This is a genomic window from Parvimonas sp. M20 (assembly GCF_035282425.1).
Taxonomy (GTDB): domain Bacteria; phylum Bacillota; class Clostridia; order Tissierellales; family Peptoniphilaceae; genus Parvimonas.
Window position 1 is genome coordinate 1 of sequence record NZ_JAYKBQ010000132.1, and the last position, 283, is coordinate 283.

Annotated in this window: 1 protein-coding gene; it reads left to right on the forward strand. The window is 71.7% G+C overall.

From position 1 onward, the window contains the following. Positions 1-283 (forward strand): tryptophan 7-halogenase (locus tag VJI93_RS08705; RefSeq protein ID WP_324009304.1); only part of this gene is annotated, 283 nt, incomplete at both ends.

Sequence of the window (283 nt, forward strand, 5' to 3'; positions counted from 1 at the left end):
GCCGCCTATTCGATCTGCACCGCCGCGGCGATGGCGGGCCGCTTCGGCCGCCCGCAGCCGGGGGGCACGCCGCTCGCCCAGATTGGCTATGCCTTTCACTTCGACGCGACGCTCTATGCCGCCTTCCTGCGTCGCCATGCCGAGGGGGCAGGGGTGGCCCGCATCGAGGGGCGGGTGGTCGAGGCCGGCCTGCACCCCGAAACCGGCTTTATCGCGGACGTGACGCTGGCCGACGGCGCGCAGCTGTCCGCCGACCTGTTCATTGACTGCTCGGGCTTCCGCT